This is a genomic window from Psychrobacillus syltrankelensis, from assembly GCF_055454035.1.
This window is the reverse complement of sequence record NZ_CM144227.1, coordinates 3,560,188-3,577,984: the sequence shown is the minus strand read 5'-3', so window position 1 is coordinate 3,577,984 and position 17,797 is coordinate 3,560,188. Positions and strand designations below refer to the sequence as shown.

The following is a 17,797-nucleotide window of genomic DNA, read 5'->3' as shown; positions in this document are numbered from 1 at the left end:
TCAACGTTATATTGCTGATATTGTATATAACTCCACCGTTAGTTGAAGTGTAAACCTTCACAAACTTTATCTTATTTTAACATAAATATCCAGTTTGAATTAAGATGTAGGGTAAGTGTCACCATGCATTTTACGATAAATCACCTTTCCCTTAATATAGCCTTTATTAAAAATGCCTATCTCATCCTTTCATGAGATAGGCGCTCCAGATTGAGGTCAAAGGGTTTGGTGAATTTCAAAATTCATTGACCTTTTGAATTGTTATTCATTTTCCCTCTCATTCTATAGATGTTTTGACATCTTCACAGAATCCTCCGGAAGTACGGACCAGCGAGCCCCCGTACGAAGTGTACGAATTGAAAAACTATCTATTTATTAAGATAAGTATTCTTTAAGAAATAATAGGACACACACACCAGTTTTTCATTATTAAAAAATCGTTGAAAAAGGCGACACTCCTGCGGGAATAGCGTTATCCGAAGACCCCACAGCGAAGCGAGGAGGCTGAGGCAACGCCCGCGGAAAGGGAGCCGTTTCAACGATTTTCTTATTTATTGGACAAAGCTATCTCACAAAGCCGAATTTAAGTACTTTTTCAGTGCCCTTAAGCTTCTGCTGATTGCTTAGAATAACGTTTTTTAAACAATAACAGGAAGTACCCAAATGTTAGAACTAGCGAAACGAGCATAAACCCTATTAGTACACTATTGTTATGCCAATAAAAGCTTGTATCTCCTGTGGATATTGCTGCTCTAAAACTTTGAATTGAATAAGCCATCGGTAATAACTTATTAAAAACTTGTAATTGGTGTGGAATTAATTCTAATGGAAATGTTCCAGCACTTGTTGATAGTTGTAGTATCAATATGAGAATAGCAACAAATCTTCCTGGATTATCTAAAACCGATACTAATAACTGTACGATTGCTAAATACGTAAAGCTTGTAATAATCGCAGTAAGGATTAGCATGCCAACGCTTTGTGTTTCCAATTTAAGTACAAATAATGCAATAGCCACTACGATTAGAGATTGTAAAACACCAACAACTGCTAAGACTGTTGTTTTACTTGCAAACCATTTGGCTCCACTTGTTGGCTTAACAACCGTTTGCACTAATGGGAATACTACGGAAATTATTAATGCCCCAACAAATAATCCGAGCGATAAGAAATAAGGGGTCAGACCTGTTCCGTAGTTTGGTACGGCATTTATTTCTTCCTTCTTCACATCTACCGGAGAGGCTACCATGTCATAAGTTGAGTTATTTGCATTTACGTCTCCTGCTTCTTTACTTGCATCTTGTAGACTCGATTGTAATGTGTTTGTTCCATCTACTAATGCTTTCGTTCCATCCGATAATTTTGTAGATCCGTCTGCAAGTTCTCCAGATTTTTCAGCTAACGTACCTGTTCCTTTTTGTAATTGAGATGAACCTGACTTCAACTGATTTAAACCACTCACTAAGCTATTTGAACCTGCATACGCTTGCTTAACTCCCGTGTTTAGCTCTTTCATTTTTTCAGCAAGTGTATTTGTACCTGTTGCTAAATTAGCCGAGCCTTCTACTAATGAAACAGATGATTCATTTAACTTGGCAACACCTTGACTAGCTTGTGTATATCCAGCACTTAATTGTTCTGCTCCACTACGTACTTGAGCTGTCCCATTTGATAATGCCTTTGTCCCATCTGTTAGTTTTTCTAAGCCCGCCGTAACAGTTGTACTTCCATTCTCAAGTTGCTTTAATGTTTCAGTTAAGGCAGTAGCTTGTTCCGATGGAAGTGATGTGCTTATTTCCGCAATTTGTTTTGACAGTGCTTGAATACCCGTTGTAACTTGTGACGAACCTTTCGATAACTGCTCTGCACTGCCATTTAAAGTAGTAGAGCTAGTTTGTAATTTCGCTAATGAATCAATTAACGCTTTGTCTTTTTCACTAAGCAGTTGATAGCTTTCATTCAGTTTAGCAACATTCGCTGTATACTGTGAAATACCAGTTTTTAATGATTCAGCTCCCGTTGCTGTTTGGCCTGCACCTTCTGTTAATTGCGTAGAACCATTAGATAGCTTAGAAAGACCATCGTTTAATTGAGAAGAACCAGTTACTGCTGTTTGTATACCTGTCGCAACTTTTCCGGTTCCCTCACGAAGCTCAATCGTGCTACTCGCCAATTGCTCTAAATATCCTTTTAAATCACTTGCTCCATTATTGACTTCAGATGCCCCATCTTTTAACTTTCCTGCTCCATTTGATGCATCTGCAAAACCGTTCCCAAGTTTTGAAATCGAATCAAAAAGTTGCTCCGCATAAGTTGTAGTAACTTCCTCATTCACTTGTGCACGAATGCGTTCCATCGCAGTTTCTCCAATTTGAGAGGAAAGGAAATTGTACCCTTCATTTGGCTTATATGTTATCACCATTTTTTGGGGATGATCGTCTAATAAAGTAGTTGCATGCTGAGAAAAGTTTTCCGGTATTTCAATCAATAAATAATAATCTCGATTTAATAAACCTTGTTCCGCTTCTTCTTTATTCATTGAAACAAAATGGAATTGGTCACTTTCCTCTAATTTATCTGTCAATTCCTTTCCGAGAACAAGCTGTTTACCGTCGAAATCGGCACCTTTATCGGAATTGACAATTGCTACAGGTAAATTATTTAAGTTTGAATATGGATCCCAAAAAGCCCATAAATACACTGCTGCATACAATACCGGAATAAATAAAACAGCAATAATAGAAATCAACATTTTTTTATCTTTAAATATACTCTTCCATTCTGATTTTATCATTTTAGATCCCCCTAATACCGAATGACTATATTACTCATCCAGTCACTTTTGTTCAAAAAAAGAAGTCTCAAATTAAGAGACTACGAAAAATAGTATCCTGAAACAAGGTAGCAATACTCTCTTCAGAGAGTGGTTCTTTATGTGTCAAATCCCAATCTACAACAAATGCTAGGTAAGCTTTGAATAGTAGATAAGCAACAAGTTCACTATTCACATTACTAATTTCACCTTTTGAAATTGCCTTTTCCATTTTCGTTTGAATGAATGAAACGATCTCTTGTTCAATTTGTATTAAAACTTGCTGTACTGCGGGAGTTCGCAACTCCTTCTCTTCAGCAATAATTTTAGCAAATAGCTGATGTGTTTCACGGAATTCCAGCATCTTCATTAGTGCGTGATGAGCATTTTCTTGAAACGAGGCTTCTTCTTTCAAGACATTTTGCGCTTCCGTTTTCATTTCATTTATCATCCGAAGTACAATTTCTTGAAAAAGGATATCTTTATTTTCAAAAAAAGTATAAATAGTACCTTTTCCTACATTAGCAATTTTAGCAATTTGATCCATGGTAGTTGCTTTGAAACCAAATAGAGAAAAGGATTTTGTAGCAGCTAGAATTATTTCTTGTCTACGATCCACCATTACTCATCTCCTAAAATAAAAAAATGACCAGAAAACCATTCCAGTCATCTAGTCATTATAATACGCTTATTTTGTTTTTTGTGCAAGTGATTATTTGTGATGCATGTGACTCATTGAATCATCACTATCATCAGGCATTACTTTGCTCATATCGGGATTGCCGACTTTAAGTTCTTGTTTAGGCATTACATGTAGGCCACGCGCGTTCGTATGCGCAAACATATAGTAAACACCATCATGATCAAAAGTATAATTTGCTTCGTATACCCCATCTTTCGTTAATTTACCTTCTAGCATTGTACCATGTTCACGCATTCCAGATTCCCAAACTTCAAATTCCACTTTATCTGCATCGTCCACCGCTTTATCTCCTTGAGTAACTTTTGCAGATAATGCGATTTCTTCCCCTACCGGTAGTGCCTCTGGAGTCTGAATATTTACTACTACTTCTTCAAGTGTTCCTTCATTATGTGAGTGAGTTTCATGCGTTGTCGCTTCTTTACCGCCGCACCCCGCTAAAGCCAATGTCGTTAATGCTAATACCGTTAATATTTTTTTCATATAAGTTAATCCTCCCAAATTGGTAATGTAATGTATACTGTTGTTCCTTTTCCTACTTCACTTGAAAAATCGAGTGTACCATTTTGACTGGTAACTAATTGCAAAGCAATAGATAGTCCTAATCCAGTTCCTCCATCGGATCGACTTCTTGCTTTATTTACTCTGTAAAATCGCTCCGTAATATGAGTTAAGTGCTCTTTTTCAATTCCGCTTCCTTCATCTATTACCTTAATAGTATTATGGTTATTTAAAATAAATATAGTTGACCCTTCTGGTGAATAGCGAATAGCGTTTTCCAATATATTTATGAAGATTTGTTTGGTCATTTGTTCATCTGCAACTAATATAAGTTCTTCATCTACATCCACTAATAATTTTAATTTCTTAGCATCTATATTCGATTGTATCAGGTGAGTTACTTCACGAATAGTTTCCGCTATTATAAGAGGAGTTTTCTCCACAACCTTTATATTTTCAGCTCTTGAAACAGTAAGCAAATCATTAGTCAACTTCTGCATACGGTTTGCTTCTCGAACAATGAGATGTAAGATTTCTTCCTTTTGTTCCTCGGTGATTAAGTTTTGCTCCAATGCTTCACTATACCCTTTAATATAACTAATAGGCGTTCTTAATTCATGCGAAACGATTGAAAGAAAGTCTCTCTTTTTTTCATCCTCTTCTTGAATGGATGCTGCCATTTGGTTAAATGTTCTTGCAAGATCGCCAACTTCATCTTGGGATTTTACATCTACTCGTGTCTCGTATTTTCCTACTGCCATCGATATGGATGCTTGCTTTAGTTTTTCTAAAGGATTCAGCACTCTTTGTAAGCTTTTTAAACTAATGAATGCCATTCCTATTAATAATAATGAGACGATTATTATTAAGAAGAGTACGTCACTGGATGCGAGCTCTGTTATTTTTGTTAATGGTACATACAAATAAATGATTCCTTCTAATCGATTTTCATCAACAAGTGGATAAATAACCGATACTACTTCTCGATTAAATCGGCTCTCAAATCCTCGCTTTGAAACAGGGTTTCCAGCAATTAACTCTGCACGCTCATCCGCTCCGATTAGACTATCATAATCAATATCGAAAGGGATACATGCACTTAATTCTCTTGGGTTCCGAACCGTAAACACTTCAATATCTGAAAAACGATTATAGTCCTCCGTTTGCTTAATAAAATCATCTGTTACAACCCCACCATGATATGTACGTTGGATGTTTTCTGCAACTTCTTTCATAGACGTTTCGGTACGTTGCACGTAAAGTTCTTCATATAGGAAATTTGTGAATATTACTAAAAAAACAATGGTAATGGAAATAAAGGCAAGTAACAGCATCCAAATTTTAAAGGATAACTTTTTCATTCCTTTACCTCAAAACGGTATCCTATTCCCCATACTGTTTCAATGTATTTCCCGGCAACTTCTCCGAGTTTCAAACGCAATGTTTTAATATGTGTATCAACTGTTCGAGTCCCACCTTCATAACTAAGTCCCCAAAGAAGTTCTAATAGCTGCTCGCGTGAAAAGACCTTTCCCTCATTCTCCATAAAGAGTCTAATAAGTTCATATTCCTTCAGCGTAAGGGTAATCTTTTTATTTTCTAATTTTATTTGTCTCGACAAGGTATCATTTACAAGTAGTCCCTTGGTTATGGTTTTACTATTCATTGTAAATCCCGTTCTTCTCAAAATAGAACTAATTCTTGCGGTAAGTTCTACTGCAGTGAATGGTTTTACAACGTAATCATCCCCACCCAGCTGAAGCCCTTTTACCAAATCTTTTTTTGCATCGAGAGCCGTTAAGAAAATAATCGGAATCTCTGAAAATTGACGAATTTCCTTACATACGGTAAAACCATCTTTTTCGGGCATCATTACATCTAAAAGCACAAGATCTATCATTCTACTTTGGAGAATGTCAATTGCTTCATTTCCGTTTCCAGCTTGAATTACTTGAAATCCAGCTAGGTGCAAATGCATCTCGATTAGTCTACGCATGTCTTGCTCATCATCTACGACTAAAATAGTTGTCATTTGCTTGCCTCCCTCGTTATGAGCTGAAATGGGCCTTTTCCTACTTGAACCTTATTTATTATCTTTCCATTTCGTAAAAAGTATACTTCGTGATCATCATACCCAGCAACAACTACCGCATCATCAAAAGTATTAATAGAAAATGGATTAGCCCCTACCTTATTCGAAGAAACTAGCTCGCCCTCTTTAGTAAATTCGCGAACATTACTATTTCCGTGACTAACAACATTAATATGTCCATTAGAAGTTTCTGCAAACCCAATAGGCATCATTGGAGCATCAATTTCCCCTTCCAACTCTCCATTTTTTAAGCTATATTTACGAATTACTTTGTTTGGCTGGCTACCTGCTCCATGTCCACCTATCCAAATCTCATCACCATTCAAATAGAGTCCGTGGGAAGAGTTTGGAATGTCCCATGTTTTAACAAGATGTAAATCTTTTAAAGTGAAAACCGACAAAAATGTATCCTTGAAATTAACTACATATAAATACTTCTCATCTGCAATCATCGACATAGGATAGCTTCCTGTTTCCGCTTTCGCTAGTTCTTTTCCATTCAAGTCGAATAAAGTTACCATGTTTTCTTTTCCATTGGTTACATAAATGGTGTCCCCAACTACATAAGCATTAGACGTCCCTTCATGAACAAAATACTTTTCTACAATTTTTCCAGTAGAAAGTTGGATCAGCACTGCATTATTAAGTGAATAGCCGTACAGGAAAATATAATCTTTTGAAACAAGCGTAAAGCCAGTGTAAGGCTCATCCAATTTCCAACTTTTGAACACTTCTTGTTTTTTTGAAATAAAATCAATAGAATGCTCTATTGTGTTTAAACTTGCAACAAAGTCAGTAGACGAATTAATGGATGGAAGTGTGGAATCAGTACATGCCACTAGAATCCCACATAAAAATAATAAGCACAATATTCTTCTCAAAAATTCGCCTCCTTTTCTTCTAGTCTATCGAAAATATGTGAAAAAAGTTTGAAATGCATATGAATATGCTTGGAATATCTATTCAAAATGAAATTATCTCGATTTGGAGATAATTAACTCTTTTGTTATGATAATGGAAAGGTGGTGATATCAATTATATCTCGTAGTTTTCCTCGATCTTATATAGAGTTAAGTCGACTCTTATTGCGACTTGAGCCATCACATTCCAGTAAAAAGGAGGTAGAAAAAAAGTTCCATCAAATAGAGGCAGGCTATTTTGGTGAAAAATTAGTGGATAATACTTTGTTAGAAGTAAAATTTCCTCCCCACTGTTGTATGTTAACTGATGTCCAATTGAAAATTCATGATCATCTCTTTGTTCAGATGGATACCCTAATTATTACTAAAAAGTATCTGCTAGTTATTGAAGTAAAAAATATAGTTGGAACCATGACTTTCCAAAAGCATAGTGGACAAACAATACGGACGCTAGATGGCGTAAAGACTCCTTTTGAATGCCCAATTGCGCAAATCAATAGGCATATACAAGCTCTCCAACAAATGAAACTACCTCTACCTGTTTTCAAAGCAATCGTTTTTTCTTCTAATCGATTAATATTAGAAAACATTCCAATGGACGAGCCTATTTTCTTTAGAAAAAACCTACCCTCTTATATTCATGACTTAAATAAAAAAGAAGATCGAATAAATACTTCACAATTTAATGAACTAATTAGGAGAATTCAATCGATGCAATATATAGTCCAACGAAAGCCACTTTGCGACAGATGGAAAATTTCTCCGGATTCTCTTATCAAAGGATTACTATGCAAAGTTTGCGGTAACATTTTAAAGAAAATATCAAACAAAACATGGAAGTGCACAAAATGTGAATTAATTGACAGAAATCCGATTAACCATAATATCGACGACTACTTCCTCTTAGTGAAAGATACCATTACTACCGCCGAATGTAAGGACTTTTTTCGATTATCCTCAACGCATGAAGCATATTATATGCTAAAAAAAATCAATCTAAATAAATTAAACTTTGCTAGGAAAAGCTTCTATCAAAAAAATACTTAATGATACTCTGAGATTTTCTGAGATACTCTGAGATACTCTGAGATTTTCTGGGATACTCCGGGATTTTCTGAGATACTCTGAGATTTTCTGAGATACTCCCGGATTTTCTGAGATACTCTGAGATTTTCTGAGATACTCCCGGATTTTCTGAGATACTCTGAGATTTTCTGAGATACTCTGAGATTTTCTGAGATACTCCGAGATTTTCTGAGATACTCTGAGATTTTCTGAGATACTCCGAGATTTTCTGAGATACTCCGAGATTTTCTGAGATACTCTGAGATTTTCTGAGATACTCCAAGATTTTCTGAGATACTCTGAGATTTTCTGAGATACTCCGAGATTTTCTGAGATACTATGAGATTTTCTGAGATACTCTGAGATTTTCTGAGATACTCCAAGATTTTCTGAGATACTCCGAGATTTTCTGAGATACTTTGAGATTTTCTGAGATACTCCGAGATTTTCTGAGATACTTTGAGATTTTCTGAGATACTCCCCAGATTTTCTGAGATACTCTGAGATTCCTAGTTTCTTGAAGCTAAAAGCCCCTAGCAAATGCTAGAGGCTTTCTGATTTATGCACGAATATGCTTTAATACAACATCTGCCATTGCATCGATAAAAAGAGGTTGATCATTTGGCATTGCTGGACGAATATATGCTGCGTCAATTTCATCACATACAACTTTACATTCGTAATCGTTATCGTACAGTACTTCTAGATGTTCTGCTACGAATCCAACTGGAGTGTATACAAATGTATTAAATCCTTTTTCTTCATGTAATTCTCTTGTTAAGTCTTGCACATCTGGACCGATCCACGGCTCTGGAGTTTGTCCTGCACTTTGCCAGCCAACTGCATAATTTTTTACGCCTGCCTCTTTAGCAATTAGATCTGCAGTTTCTTTTAATTGGTCTGGGTAAGGATCTCCCAATTCTTTAATTTTTTCAGGAAGTGAGTGAGCAGAAACGATTAAACATGCTTTTTCACGTTGTTCTTCGGACATTGTTGCAAATGCAGCTTGTACTTTTTCTGTCCAATATTGAATGAATTTAGGCTCATCATACCAACTTTCTACTGAAGTAATTGTTAAATTACCTAGCTTTTCCGCTTCCTCTTTAATTCGACCATTGTATGATTTAATCGAGAAGGTAGAGAAATGAGGTGCTAATACCATAGAAACCGCTTCTGTAATACCGTCTTTATGCATTGCAGCAACTGCATCTTCTAAGAAAGGTTCGATATGTTTTAACCCAATATATAACTTAAATTCAATTTCATCCTGCACTTCATTCAATCGATTGCAAAGACCTTTTGCTTGGTTTTCAGTAATTTTGGCAAGTGGAGAAATACCACCTATTGCTTGGTAACGACCTGTTAAGTCAGCTAATTGTTCATCACTTGGTTTACGACCGTGACGAATATGTGTGTAGTAACGTTCAATATCTGCTTCTGAGTATGGAGTTCCGTACGCCATTACTAATAATCCCATTGTTTTTTTCATAATAGTCTCCTCAAAAAGTTTAGTTATTTTTTACAGCAATTAGTTCTCTACTGTAGTCATGTACAAATGATGTTAAACGTTTTAATGTATCTGGATTTACTTCAGGGAAAACGCCATGTCCTATGTTAAAGATATGTCCTGGCTGCGCTACACCTTGTTCCACGATAACTTTTGCACGTTTCTCTACTTCAGCCCAGTCCCCGATTAAATACGATGGATCAAGGTTTCCTTGAAGTGTTTTCGTAATACCTTTTGCACGAGCTTCTTCAATCGATAAGCGCCAATCAAGACCAACTACATCTACCGGTAGATCATTCCATTCCATTGCTAGATGGCTTGCTCCTACCCCAAATGTAATAAGTGGGACACCTAATTCACGAAGTTCTGTGAAAATTCGTGTCATTACTGGTTTAATAAAAATACGATAATCCGCTACATTTAGTGCTCCAACCCATGAATCAAAAATTTGAATTGCTTTCGCTCCTGCTTTCACTTGTGCTTTAATATAGACAATTATCATATCAGCAAGCTTATCCATTAGTGCAAACCATGCTTGAGGCTCTGATACCATAAAAGCTTTTGTTTTGTTATAGCTTTTAGATGGACCGCCTTCAATCATATAACTGCAAAGTGTAAACGGTGCCCCTGCAAATCCTATCAATGGTACATTTAATTGCTCGGTTGTTAATAATTTGATCGTTTCTAACACAAAGGGTACATCATCTTCTGGTGATAAATCACCTAAATTGTACACATCTTGTACGGTACGAATTGGATTTGAAATGACTGGGCCAACACCCGCTTTTATTTTTACATCTACCCCAATACCTGGTAAAGGTGTTACGATATCTTTATACAATATTGCGGCATCTACATTGTAATTCTCTACTGGAAGACGTGTCACATAAGCACATAATTCTGGCTCATGAGTAATTTGTTCTAACGAGTATTTTTCTTTAATTTTTCTATACTCTGGTTGTGAACGTCCTGCTTGCCTCATGTACCATACTGGCGTGTGATCTACGGCTTCTCCACGAGCTGCACGTAGTAATGTATCATTAAAAGTTGTCATTTTCTTTTCCTGCCTTTCTTCTATATAACTGTTCTATGTTTGAATATACGTTTTCACTATAGACGTTCTCTACCTAAATGTATATAAATATAGTGTAATTGTCATAAATTTGTCCTGTATTTCCAGTCTTTCTTCAGACAATGAGTTTTTAAATTGACTTTAATGGGAAAAGTAATATCAATTATGATTGGAGGAATTTTAATGAACTTATATATGACATCCGGAACTCCGGAATTTATGGAAACTATTAAAAAGAAACATTCAAATGAAGAACTATTTCTACTACACGGAGTTGGTAACTCCGTTCTTGTCCATGAGACAACTGGTAAATCTATTTTTCAGGCTCCTAGGAAATACGAAGTACTTGAATCTTACGGTAATTTTACCGACAAAGGTTATTTCGTATTGCAACATATTCCTGTTTCGGATGAAGGCCGTCCTATATTCGAATTCCAGTATACCAAATTGACGAGTACAGTGGAAAAAGAACCAGGTTTTATTGCACTTCGTGTACTTAAACCTTTACAGACCGATACGTATATTATTTTAACAGAGTGGTCAGGTCCTAACAGTTTCGACGTATGGGAGAAATCAATTTCACTGAATTTTGACCATGTAGCTGATAAACAACATATTTTTACGAGCGCTCCTTATATTTCTACTTATAAGTCAATGACAGATGAAGAATAAATACGAGACTTCCTAGACAGTAAACGAACTCAAAGAAGAGTTCGCTTACTGTTTTTTAAATAAATACTTAAGCAAAGTGCAAGAACCTCCCGCTCACCCTCGGAACATGTCAAGCTGGTACGAAAATTATATAATCTCAATAACACTAGTTTCAATGGACGAATATCCACATGCTCTCTTATTAAAATGGATTCTTTTTATCTGCTATAATTTAATTAAAAGGAAAAACGGAGGGGAAAACGTATGACAGTAGCTTTAATAGAACAGTTGGAGAAGTCTTTCGGAGACATGGTTGCAATTCGTCGTTATTTACATATGCACCCTGAGGTATCATTTCACGAAACGAAAACAGCAAAGTACATTCAAGACTTTTATACGGATTTAGGAATTTCTTTTCAAGCAAATGTTGGAGGAAATGGCGTTGTTGCAAGAATTAAAGGGGCATCACCTGGTAAAACTGTAGCTATTCGTGCTGATTTTGATGCTCTACCAATCCAAGATGAAAAAGAAGTAGAATACAAATCTACGATTGACGGTGTAATGCATGCTTGCGGACATGATGGACATAACGCCTCTCTTCTCATTCTTGCACGAACGTTAAATGAATTAAAAGATCAATTATCAGGAGAATATGTTTTTATTCATCAACATGCGGAGGAATATGCACCTGGTGGAGCAAAACCAATGATTGACGCGGGATGTTTAGAGGGTGTGGATGTTATTTTCGGTACACATTTGTGGTCGTTAACTCCTCTCGGCACGGTTGAATATAAATCCGGTCCTATTATGGCAGCGGCTGATCGATTTGAAATAAATATTCAAGGTAGAGGTGGACATGGAGCTAATCCCCACCAATCTAAGGATGCAATCGTAGTGGCTTCTCAATTAGTTGTAAACTTGCAACAATTAGTTTCAAGAAGAGTTAATCCAACAGAAGCCGCAGTGCTTTCAGTTGGTTCATTTGTAGCTGATAACGCTTTTAATATAATCGCAGATTCTGCAAAACTTTCGGGAACAGTGCGGACTTTTAATTCAAAAGTTCGTGATTTGATGGAGCAAGAACTGGAAAGAGTTATTAAAGGCACTTGTATTGCTGCTGATTGTACTTATTCTTTTTCTTACGACAGAGGATACCCACCTGTCATTAATCATCTAGCGGAAACAGAATTTTTAGAGAAGGTTGCAAATGAAGTGCCAGGTGTGGAAAAAGTAGAAGAATCTATTCTTCACATGATTGGTGAAGATTTTGGGTACTATATGGAACAAGTTCCTGGAACCTTTTTCTTCACAGGTGCTATGCCACAAGGAGAGGTTTTCCCTCATCATAGTCCAAAATTCGACTTCGATGAACGAGCAATGCTTATTGCTGCAAAAACATTAGGATGTGCAGCTATTAAATATCAAATACAATAAGCTTTTAGTGCATCTTGTGCTTTGGACTAAATTTTCACTACACTATTACCGATCTAACCCCTGCACTAGGGTCTTCGGGTTAAGCGATATTATTTATAAGCAATAAAAAACAGCGGCAAATAATCCAATTTGCCACTGTTTTTTATTCGTTAGTTATAGAAATACTGCATACTGAGTTCTATTATTATAAATCGAAGAAATGAAAAGAACCTAATAAACAGACAAAAGCTATTATCCATAAAGTCAAATACGTAGTTTTTTTTAGTTCTCTATCTAATGTTGATATAGATTGAATAACTTTGATAACAATCCCTGAAAAGAAAGCTACCATAAATGCACCTAATAATGTAGGAATGTCGATTACATATTCATCAATTAGTCTAAACAGAATAACCGCAAACGCTACTAAAGCACCAGAAAGAAAATGCTTTAAATTCATTTGAATCCCCTTTTCTCATTGATTTACTCTTATTAACCTTCACAAGAAAAAAGAGTGTCTAAGAAGCTCAAGTAAAGCACACCGTGACTTGTAGGAAAAATAATTCATTTTTGATATTCCATCAACCAACAGTCCTGATATACTCCTTCGTGTAACTCATTATTAGCAAGTATTTTAACTTTTTTAAAACCACATTTCTCATAGCATTTTACAGCCCTCGCATTTCTTATTTGAGGGTCCATAACTACTCGGTCTGCTTTTTTATGTTCGATTAAAAATTTAACCATTGATTTAACAAGTAATGTTCCAATCCCTCTATTCCAATACTCTATCTCACCGATAAATTGGTCTGTACCATAAATATTCTCATCATAATACCCATATTCTTTTTTCGTTTCATCATCTAATTGATAGAATTGAATATATCCTATTTCGTTACCATTAAACTCTACAATGCATTTAAATTCATCATCTTCGGAATCATAAAAAACTTTATTAACTTTGTCTAAATCAAAAGGATTGTCTCTTCCTTCATAAAATTCAAGAACTGCCGGGTTCGAAAGCCATCTTGCTAACAGATAATTATCCTTTTCTTCTAATTTATGAACTTTTAAATTCCCATTTTGAAACAACAAAATAATTCCCACTCTCAATTAAAGATTTTTTGAAGTAATTCTTTCATTATGGAATAGTTCCCCAAGGAGATTTTCACTATCCTGCTTCTTCGTTTAAATATAACATTTCACAATGGATTGCCGATATCTAATAGATGTTTTGGACGTAAAAATAGACCATCGAAAAGATGGTCTTATCTAACGAACGCACTCGTTAGCTGAATAAGAATTATCCATTTATTTTACATAGGAAAACTTTTAAGGTGTTATTGTTATCTTCTTCTACCCCTTCATCTTCCTCACAAATCTCTTCAACTGGAAAGCCATCGTGATAAGGAAAACTAAGAAATTCTTCAATGATAGGTTCGAGGTTATCAATGGTTTCAATTTCACAACTGAGCGGTAGCTTAGAATCATAATCCGATATTAAATTAAATTTTAATTGTGCAGCTTGCCAATCGAACCATACATAAAAAAGCATACCCTTATTAGAGATTTTAATTTGTTTACTTCTGTTCGAAATAACCTCTCCAAAAAAATCTATAAAATCCTTAACACTCAACTGAATACTCAATTCGTTACTAACAGAAATGGACCAAGTGTTTTGATATTTCTTGGTCTATTTCATCTTTACTATCTCCAATAAACAAAGAGTCAACCACAATTTCTTCAAGGTCTCGAAAGAATTCATTTTTATCCATATTGTCTCCTTATCAAAACAGCTTTTATTAACTCTATTTTACTATTTCTTCTTCAAGTAACCTGCCCCTTTGGTTCAATAAGAAAAAAAGCTTCTCGACAGGAATCCCACCCGCTATATGATACGACCTAGGCTCGGCAGCACAAGCACCCGTTACTTGAATAAGAAATAACTAGAAATATAAGAAATATGAAAAAGAAATAAACAAAATTAAAAATACAATACTACTAATCCAGGTTAATTTTTTACTTATTCCTGCTCTTTTTTCTAAGTAATTGATATATCCATTCATAAATATAAAACCAAAAAGTAATAATGCGTTCCCTATATTATCATTTTCTTTAACCAGATACCTCATTGCAGCTAAAGCAATGAGTATGGTTCCGATTGAACCTAAAATCATATTGAAATACAGAGCTTGTTTATTTTCTTTCAAAACCATCCCTCCCTCTAATGATATTTTACCTAATATCCCATTCATTTGCTGAACTATTCTGTATCTTTAGTTGAACATGAAAAAAGAGCCGACTAAGCAGCTCAATTATCTTTTACTAAAACACTTCGGGAGTTGAACAAGACGAACACAACCTTTTTGCTATTTTTCCTGTATAAATTTTCCTTCTTTACTTAAGTGTTCCTAGTCAGTTGGAGACTTTGGCATAAAAGTACTTCCACCTGCTACCATTGCTTTTGTTTCAACATCATAAATTGCATATCTACCTCTAAATTCTTTTTCTGTGTCTTTAAAGGAATAAAAGAAATAAACTTGCCTATCTGGGCTAACAGTCTGATGGTAGTTAATATCTATATCAGGGTAGGGACGAAGAATATTTCCATCAAAAATTATGTAACTTAATCCTTCTACCTCATTAAACAATAACTTTTTCCTAACATTTACAGATGCATTTGGCATTTCTTTAAAAAGAACAGTATCCAAATGGCTTTGCTGTTGCTTTGGCTTCTGCATATATCTTTGATAAAGCTCCTGATGTACAGAATACTTTATGTCTCTTAATGCCTGGTAAAATTCATCTACAGTTTCATCGAAAAATTTTTCCTTATTTGCAGGATATAAATATTCAATTTTATCTGAAGTTATAGTTTGTGAATAAACAGGTTTTCCTATTAACATGGAAAGACTGCACGTAATTAAAAACATATACAAACTAATTAAGAATGGATTTTTCATTTAGGTTACTCCTTTTTAAAAGTAACGTACCCTAAATGTTCTTTAACTATCCTAGTTAGTTGAATAAGCTTATCTAGTAATTTCACCATATATTTGCTTTTTCCTTTGCGGGTACTTCAAAAGAAAAAGGCTGTCGGTTAAAGACAGCCTTTCTTTACTTTTTACTCATGCGAAGTGTCAGTTCGGATATAACAAACACGATTACTGGTAGTATCATCCACGATAATGCATATTTACCTTGGATGATTACTCCAAGTAAAACAAATAGAGCTTGTACGAATTGAATTATACGAAGTAATTTATTTACAGCTAGCTTTCTAGCATCCGAATCAATTGGAAATAACAAATCCATTCGGAATTCATGACCGGATAGTAAAGCATGCTTTAACTGTATAACTGTTGCAAATCCAAGTGCACTAGTAAAAATTATAGCTACGATAGGAAACGGTATGAATATAGCTCCTAAAGTCGATAAAAATGTTAGTCTAACCCATAAATAAAAATAATCATCTGTTCGTACAAATGTCCGTAGCACTAAATAAAATTGTGCGTTATGTTGCGCGTATGGTGCAAATTTATAAAAGGCATCTAACCATCTTCTTCTTCTCTTTTTGCCTTTAATATGCGGAACATCCGTGAAATAGTTCGCAAATCGATAAAAACGCATCATACGTGATTGTTCCACTTCAATGAAATGATCGAATGGAAAAGGCACATCTTTCTTTTTCTTTTGCCAAACAACTAGATAAGTTATTCCAATAATCGCTATTCCTATCGCAATTATAAAATAACCACTCATTAGAAAATATAATGCGGAGAATAATAATAGAAACCGGACAAATCGATCCATCCATACATATTTTCCATTAGCTGCCCAACGATAATTGTATTCCACAAACATGTTCCAACCTTTTAGTATTAGAACAACTAAAAAGAGAATAAAAACATCATTTTTTACCATACCACCTATTTTGGTAAGTAGTGGAATAGAAACAACAAAAATCGCTAGCGAAACAAAGACACTCGAAAAGTAAGTCCATCTTAAAGCGAGCTTAAAATATTCTTTCAGCTTTGTTTCTAAAGGTAAAAAATAGACTCCATCTGCATGTTTCATTAGCGTAACAGGCGGACTTATCATGAGAAATAGACTTAATAAGAAAGCAACAAGTAAAAACGCAGGAAAGTCAGTTGGCACAGTTTTTAGCCATTCACTATAAGCATATCCTGCTGCTCCGATTGCGAAAACTAGCACAATCGCAATATGACCAGAAACAATATACTTTAAGTATTTCTGTAGCTCATTTATATAAAAAACGAAACGTTTATTCCATACTTCACGCAAATTTTTCATCTTGTTGTTCCTTCGTCATTTCGATATATAAATCATCTAAAGTTGCATATGGCATATTAAAAACTGCTCGTAAATCATCCATTGTTCCTTGGGCTCTAATTTTCCCATTGTGTAAAAGTAAGATTCGATCACAATATCTTTCAGCAGTAGATAAAATATGGGTCGACATAAGGACTGAGGCCCCTTCTTCTTTTCTCGCTTTCATTTGATCAAGTAGTGATTGAATACCTAGAGGGTCTAAACCAACAAATGGCTCGTCTATAATATATAAAGAAGGACTTACTAAAAAAGCACACATAATCATTACTTTTTGTCGCATTCCTTTAGAAAAATGCGCTGGAAACCAGTTTAATCTCTTTTCCATTCGAAACTCTTTTAGAAGTGCATCTTTCCGTGCTTCAAATACAGATGAATCTAAGTTGTATGCCATAGCTGTTAGTTTCAGATGTTCCATTAACGTTAATTCATCATATAAGACGGGAGTCTCTGGAATGTATGAAAAAGAAGAACGATATTTCGCTGGATCTTCTTTCATAGTTTTTCCTTCTAAACGAATTTCTCCATGTGTGGCATTCATCGTGCCGATAATATGCTTAATAGTTGTGCTCTTCCCTGCCCCATTCAATCCAATTAAACCAACTAATTCACCTTTCCCTATCGAAAAAGTTAAATCATGTAAAACAGGCTTTTTTGTATAGCCTCCTGTGACATTATTTACTTCCAATACTGTCATATCTGCACCTCATCTCT

Annotated in this window: 18 protein-coding genes; 3 read left to right on the top strand and 15 right to left on the bottom strand. The window is 35.2% G+C overall.

The window, feature by feature from the left end; translation table 11 throughout:
• Positions 1 to 604: 604 nt before the first annotated feature.
• The 6 genes from ACTSKG_RS17640 to ACTSKG_RS17615 form a co-directional block, all read right to left on the bottom strand.
• Positions 605 to 2,794 carry a YhgE/Pip family protein gene (locus ACTSKG_RS17640; protein ID WP_464755833.1) on the bottom strand — a complete coding sequence of 730 codons (2,190 nt, stop codon included), beginning with the start codon at positions 2,792 to 2,794 and terminating at the stop codon, positions 605 to 607.
• 67 nt (positions 2,795 to 2,861) lie between these two features.
• Complete coding sequence (locus ACTSKG_RS17635) at positions 2,862 to 3,431, bottom strand: TetR/AcrR family transcriptional regulator (RefSeq protein ID WP_464758060.1); 570 nt, start codon at positions 3,429 to 3,431, stop codon at positions 2,862 to 2,864.
• A 93-nt stretch (positions 3,432 to 3,524) separates the two neighbouring features.
• Positions 3,525 to 3,995 carry a FixH family protein gene (locus ACTSKG_RS17630; RefSeq protein WP_464755832.1) on the bottom strand — a complete coding sequence of 157 codons (471 nt, stop codon included), beginning with the start codon at positions 3,993 to 3,995 and terminating at the stop codon, positions 3,525 to 3,527.
• Positions 3,996 to 4,000: 5 nt separating this feature from the next.
• Positions 4,001 to 5,374 (bottom strand): sensor histidine kinase, encoded by a 1,374-nt coding sequence (locus ACTSKG_RS17625; RefSeq protein WP_464755831.1) that lies wholly within the window; start codon positions 5,372 to 5,374, stop codon positions 4,001 to 4,003.
• Positions 5,371 to 6,045, bottom strand: a complete 675-nt coding sequence (locus ACTSKG_RS17620) for a response regulator transcription factor (RefSeq protein ID WP_464755830.1) — start codon at positions 6,043 to 6,045, stop codon at positions 5,371 to 5,373. Before ACTSKG_RS17620 ends, ACTSKG_RS17625 begins: the two co-directional genes overlap by 4 nt.
• Entirely contained in the window at positions 6,042 to 6,986 is a 945-nt protein-coding gene (locus tag ACTSKG_RS17615) for a YncE family protein (protein WP_464755829.1), read from the bottom strand. The genes ACTSKG_RS17620 and ACTSKG_RS17615 overlap by 4 nt, the downstream gene beginning before the upstream one ends.
• 141 nt (positions 6,987 to 7,127) lie before the next feature.
• Between ACTSKG_RS17615 and ACTSKG_RS17610 the strand changes: the two genes are divergently transcribed.
• Positions 7,128 to 8,072 (top strand): nuclease-related domain-containing protein, encoded by a 945-nt coding sequence (locus ACTSKG_RS17610; protein WP_464755828.1) that lies wholly within the window; start codon positions 7,128 to 7,130, stop codon positions 8,070 to 8,072.
• A 577-nt stretch (positions 8,073 to 8,649) separates the two neighbouring features.
• On the opposite strand, the gene hemH is transcribed toward ACTSKG_RS17610, so the two are convergent.
• Both hemH and hemE read right to left on the bottom strand, forming a co-directional pair.
• The gene (gene hemH, locus ACTSKG_RS17605) at positions 8,650 to 9,582 is read right to left on the bottom strand and encodes a ferrochelatase (protein WP_464758059.1); all 933 of its coding nucleotides are present in this window, start codon (positions 9,580 to 9,582) and stop codon (positions 8,650 to 8,652) included.
• A gap of 16 nt (positions 9,583 to 9,598) precedes the next feature.
• A complete protein-coding gene (hemE, locus tag ACTSKG_RS17600) occupies positions 9,599 to 10,651 on the bottom strand; it encodes a uroporphyrinogen decarboxylase (protein ID WP_464755827.1) in 1,053 nt (350 codons plus the stop codon).
• Between the two features lie 201 nt (positions 10,652 to 10,852).
• On the opposite strand from hemE, the gene ACTSKG_RS17595 reads away from it, so the two are divergent.
• Together ACTSKG_RS17595 and ACTSKG_RS17590 are read left to right on the top strand one after the other, a co-directional pair.
• On the top strand, positions 10,853 to 11,341 hold the full coding sequence (locus tag ACTSKG_RS17595) for an antibiotic biosynthesis monooxygenase family protein (RefSeq protein WP_464755826.1): 489 nt from the start codon (positions 10,853 to 10,855) through the stop codon (positions 11,339 to 11,341).
• 243 nt (positions 11,342 to 11,584) lie between these two features.
• Positions 11,585 to 12,754: a M20 metallopeptidase family protein gene (locus ACTSKG_RS17590; protein ID WP_464755825.1), complete on the top strand. Its 1,170-nt coding sequence runs from the start codon at positions 11,585 to 11,587 to the stop codon at positions 12,752 to 12,754.
• Between the two features lie 184 nt (positions 12,755 to 12,938).
• On the opposite strand, the gene ACTSKG_RS17585 is transcribed toward ACTSKG_RS17590, so the two are convergent.
• The 7 genes from ACTSKG_RS17585 to ACTSKG_RS17555 all read right to left on the bottom strand — a co-directional run bounded on the left by ACTSKG_RS17585 (position 12,939) and on the right by ACTSKG_RS17555 (position 17,780).
• A complete protein-coding gene (locus ACTSKG_RS17585; protein WP_464755824.1) occupies positions 12,939 to 13,193 on the bottom strand; it encodes a hypothetical protein in 255 nt (84 codons plus the stop codon).
• 104 nt (positions 13,194 to 13,297) lie between these two features.
• Positions 13,298 to 13,828: a GNAT family N-acetyltransferase gene (locus tag ACTSKG_RS17580; protein WP_464755823.1), complete on the bottom strand. Its 531-nt coding sequence runs from the start codon at positions 13,826 to 13,828 to the stop codon at positions 13,298 to 13,300.
• Between the two features lie 208 nt (positions 13,829 to 14,036).
• Positions 14,037 to 14,369 carry a hypothetical protein gene (locus ACTSKG_RS17575; protein WP_464755822.1) on the bottom strand — a complete coding sequence of 111 codons (333 nt, stop codon included), beginning with the start codon at positions 14,367 to 14,369 and terminating at the stop codon, positions 14,037 to 14,039.
• 310 nt (positions 14,370 to 14,679) lie between these two features.
• On the bottom strand, positions 14,680 to 14,949 hold the full coding sequence (locus tag ACTSKG_RS17570) for a hypothetical protein (protein ID WP_464758057.1): 270 nt from the start codon (positions 14,947 to 14,949) through the stop codon (positions 14,680 to 14,682).
• Between the two features lie 195 nt (positions 14,950 to 15,144).
• A complete protein-coding gene (locus ACTSKG_RS17565; RefSeq protein ID WP_464755821.1) occupies positions 15,145 to 15,696 on the bottom strand; it encodes a hypothetical protein in 552 nt (183 codons plus the stop codon).
• 154 nt (positions 15,697 to 15,850) lie between these two features.
• Complete coding sequence (locus ACTSKG_RS17560; protein ID WP_464755820.1) at positions 15,851 to 17,047, bottom strand: ABC transporter permease; 1,197 nt, start codon at positions 17,045 to 17,047, stop codon at positions 15,851 to 15,853.
• Positions 17,031 to 17,780 (bottom strand): ABC transporter ATP-binding protein, encoded by a 750-nt coding sequence (locus ACTSKG_RS17555; protein ID WP_464755818.1) that lies wholly within the window; start codon positions 17,778 to 17,780, stop codon positions 17,031 to 17,033. Before ACTSKG_RS17555 ends, ACTSKG_RS17560 begins: the two co-directional genes overlap by 17 nt.
• Between the last annotated feature and the right edge of the window lie 17 nt (positions 17,781 to 17,797).

Coding starts and splice junctions, on each gene's coding strand:
- ACTSKG_RS17625 (WP_464755831.1), bottom strand. CDS start 5,374: ATGAAAAAGTTATCCTTTAAAATTTGGATGCTGTTACTTGCCTTTATT.
- ACTSKG_RS17570 (WP_464758057.1), bottom strand. CDS start 14,949: ATGGTTTTGAAAGAAAATAAACAAGCTCTGTATTTCAATATGATTTTA.
- hemE (WP_464755827.1), bottom strand. CDS start 10,651: ATGACAACTTTTAATGATACATTACTACGTGCAGCTCGTGGAGAAGCC.
- ACTSKG_RS17620 (WP_464755830.1), bottom strand. CDS start 6,045: ATGACAACTATTTTAGTCGTAGATGATGAGCAAGACATGCGTAGACTA.
- ACTSKG_RS17640 (WP_464755833.1), bottom strand. CDS start 2,794: ATGATAAAATCAGAATGGAAGAGTATATTTAAAGATAAAAAAATGTTG.
- ACTSKG_RS17555 (WP_464755818.1), bottom strand. CDS start 17,780: ATGACAGTATTGGAAGTAAATAATGTCACAGGAGGCTATACAAAAAAG.
- ACTSKG_RS17585 (WP_464755824.1), bottom strand. CDS start 13,193: ATGAATTTAAAGCATTTTCTTTCTGGTGCTTTAGTAGCGTTTGCGGTT.
- ACTSKG_RS17630 (WP_464755832.1), bottom strand. CDS start 3,995: ATGAAAAAAATATTAACGGTATTAGCATTAACGACATTGGCTTTAGCG.
- ACTSKG_RS17595 (WP_464755826.1), top strand. CDS start 10,853: ATGAACTTATATATGACATCCGGAACTCCGGAATTTATGGAAACTATT.
- ACTSKG_RS17560 (WP_464755820.1), bottom strand. CDS start 17,047: ATGAAAAATTTGCGTGAAGTATGGAATAAACGTTTCGTTTTTTATATA.
- ACTSKG_RS17565 (WP_464755821.1), bottom strand. CDS start 15,696: ATGAAAAATCCATTCTTAATTAGTTTGTATATGTTTTTAATTACGTGC.
- ACTSKG_RS17590 (WP_464755825.1), top strand. CDS start 11,585: ATGACAGTAGCTTTAATAGAACAGTTGGAGAAGTCTTTCGGAGACATG.